Consider the following 828-nt stretch of genomic DNA (forward strand, 5'->3'; position numbering starts at 1 on the left):
CGGCCCAGAGTGTGTGAAAACGCTGGTCAATAATGGTATAATTATCTCACAACGTCTTGTGGGGTATTTGCATGAAACGATTTGTTATTGGAGAAAGCCGCAGCCAAAGCACGCTGTTTCCTGAGCTGCTGGATGATTATGTAGCTGAGGACAATCCAGTTCGAGTGATTGATGTTTTTGTGGATGAGCTGGACATGCGTGAACTGGGTTTTAGTAGAGTGGACCCGCAGGCAACAGGCCGCCCCGCATATCATCCTGCGATGTTGTTGAAACTTTATGTTTACGGATACCTGAACCGAATCCAATCAAGCCGTCGCCTTGAGCGAGAAAGTCAGCGCAATGTTGAGGTGATGTGGCTAACCGGTCGGCTAATGCCGGATTTCAAAACGATAGCAGACTTCCGAAAAGATAATGGAAAAGCGATACAAAACGTCTGCCGCGAGTTTGTGGTGTTATGCCGAAAGCTGAATCTTCTCACTGAATCAATGGTGGCCATTGATGGCAGTAAATTCAAAGCAGTGAATGCCAGGGACAAGAACTTTACCCAAGCCAAAATGAAACGTCGGATGGATGATATTGATAAAAGCATCGACGAATATATGCGACAGCTTGATACGGCAGATCGACAGGAAGAACGGATACGGCAAGCCGATACAGGCAGACTGAAAGATAAGATTGCCAAGCTGAAAGACGAGATGAAACGGCTGAAGAAACTGAATGCCGAGATGCTGAAACAGCCAGATAAACAAATATCTCTAACTGATCCCGATGCCCGTTCCATGAAAACCAGAGGCAACGGCATTGTTGGCTACAACGTCCAGACAGCAG

Annotated in this window: 1 protein-coding gene; it reads left to right on the forward strand. The window is 46.7% G+C overall.

The window, feature by feature from the left end; all coding sequences use genetic code 11:
- Nucleotides 1-71: 71 nt before the first annotated feature.
- Nucleotides 72-828, forward strand: a 757-nt coding sequence (locus tag F3F93_RS12335) for a transposase (RefSeq protein ID WP_176959503.1), incomplete at its 3' end; no start/stop codon positions are given.

It is taken from the genome of Mariprofundus sp. KV (assembly GCF_013387475.1).
GTDB lineage: Bacteria > Pseudomonadota > Zetaproteobacteria > Mariprofundales > Mariprofundaceae > Mariprofundus.